Origin of the sequence: Arthrobacter psychrolactophilus (genome assembly GCF_003219795.1) — a bacterium.
GTDB lineage: Bacteria > Actinomycetota > Actinomycetes > Actinomycetales > Micrococcaceae > Specibacter > Specibacter psychrolactophilus.
The window spans coordinates 1-1,978 of record NZ_QJVC01000036.1 but is presented as its reverse complement, the minus strand read 5'-3'; the positions used below and the strand labels follow the sequence as shown (position 1 = coordinate 1,978).

General features: G+C 44.5%; 1 protein-coding gene. It reads right to left on the bottom strand.

From position 1 onward, the window contains the following. Positions 1–44 precede the first annotated feature (44 nt). Positions 45–1,978, bottom strand: a 1,934-nt coding sequence (locus tag CVS30_RS18660) for a polymerase basic protein 2 domain-containing protein (RefSeq protein WP_146233443.1), incomplete at its 5' end; no start/stop codon positions are given.

Below are 1,978 nucleotides of genomic sequence, written 5' to 3'. Positions count from 1 at the left end.
ACGCGTGATCAGTAGAAACAAGGTCGTTTTTAAACAATTCGACACTAATTGATGGCCATCCGAATCCTTTTGGTCGCTGTCTGACTGTCAGTAAGTATGCTAGAGTCCCGTTTCCGTTTCATTACCAACACCACGTCTCCTTGCCCTATCAACACATTAGCCTTTTCCCCTTTCGCAAGGTTGCTCAACTCGTTGATGCTCAATGCTGGCCCATATCTTTTGTCTTCTTTGCCTAGAATCAGAAATCCTCTCAATACCGCAGATTCTACTCCTGCTGTTCCCTCGTCTGGGTCTTCCATCAACGCACCTGCATCCTTCCCAAGCACTGTAAGCCTCTTTGTTGCCTTATTGTAGTTGAACACTGGAGAATTGCCTCTCACAACCACTCTCATTCCTGAACCTCTTATGTTCACAGTTAGAGAAGAGAACTGCATCCTACTCTGTTCCGGCGGGGCTGCTGCAAATGGTAGTAGCTTTATTATTTGGACGGTGTCGAACGTCCCCAGTACGTCACGCATCTGTTGGAATAGAACCCTTACGAATCCACTATATTGGCCTCTGACAGCTTTAGGTATTAGCGATTGAAAGGGTTCAAATTCCATCTTATTGTATAGCATTGTAGGATCTTGGGACCATTGAATCTTTATAGTTTCCCAATTTCTAATGATCCATTGATATGTGTTAACTAGCACTGATTCTGGACCATTGATCTCCCACATCATGGACGACGAATATGTTATAGTCAGCTTTTCTGTTCCCTGTGTTTCACTAACCTCTTCGGGAGACAAGAGTACGTTTCCCCTCTGGTCTCGGACCCTCAAGAAACGATCAATACTCACTACCACTCTCTCAGTACTGGAGTATTCATCTACTCCCATTCTACTAACTCTCACTCCTCTCAATGACATCTCTGTGCTGGGGGTCATGTCAGGCAATATTCCGATCATCCCCATTACATTGTCAATGGGTTCAATTCCCCAGTTTTGAAACAGGACCTTGGCATCCTTTTGGAAATGCCTTAGGAGTTGATGCATGGGATTTAGCCGCTGGTTTGCTCTGTTGACAAAGTTCAAATCACCTCTCACTGCCTTTATCATACAATCCTCTTGTGAGAATACCATTGCCACTATTATTGCCTCAGCAATTGATTGCTCGTCTTTCCCACTCACTATCAGTTGAATCAGTCTTCTGGTTGCTTTCCTTAGAATGGCTGTTGCTCTTCGCCCAACCATTGTGAATTCCTCATATCCTTCATGTACTCTTATTTTCAATGTTTGGAGGTTGCCTGTGAGCACTTCTTCTTCCTTTTTGACAGAAGACCCACTTGTCCTTTTGAAAGTGAAACCTCCAAAGCTGAAGGATGAACTGATCCTTAGGCCCATTGCTGCCTTACATATATCCACAGCCTGTTCTTCTGTTGGGTTTTGTCTAAGGATGTCAACCATCCTAATCCCTCCAATCTGTGTACTATGGCACATCTCCAAAAGCGAAGCCAACGGGTCTGCTGATACTGTTGCTCTTCTAACAATATTTCTAGCAGCAATAATTAAACTCTGATCAACATCATCATTTCTCACTTCCCCTCCCGGTGTGTACATTTGCTCCCAGCAGGTCCCTTGGGTCAAATGTAATACTTCGATATACACGCTGCTTGTCCCTCCAGCTACTGGTAGAAATCTTGTCTTGCGAACCAGTTCCCTCTCCAACATGTAGGCCACCATTAAAGGGGCAATTTTGCAGTCCTGAAGCTCCTCCTTCTTCTCCTTGGTTATCGTCAACTGTGATTCTGATGTTAATATTCTTGCTCCAACTTCGTTTGGGAATACGACCTCCATAATGACATCTTGTGCTTCCTTAGCACTAAGATCTGCATGGCCTGGGTTTATGTCGACCCTGCGGCGTATTTTAACCTGATTTCGGAAGTGAACGGGGCCGAAGGTCCCATGTTTCAGTCTTTCGACCTTTTCAAAATAGGTTT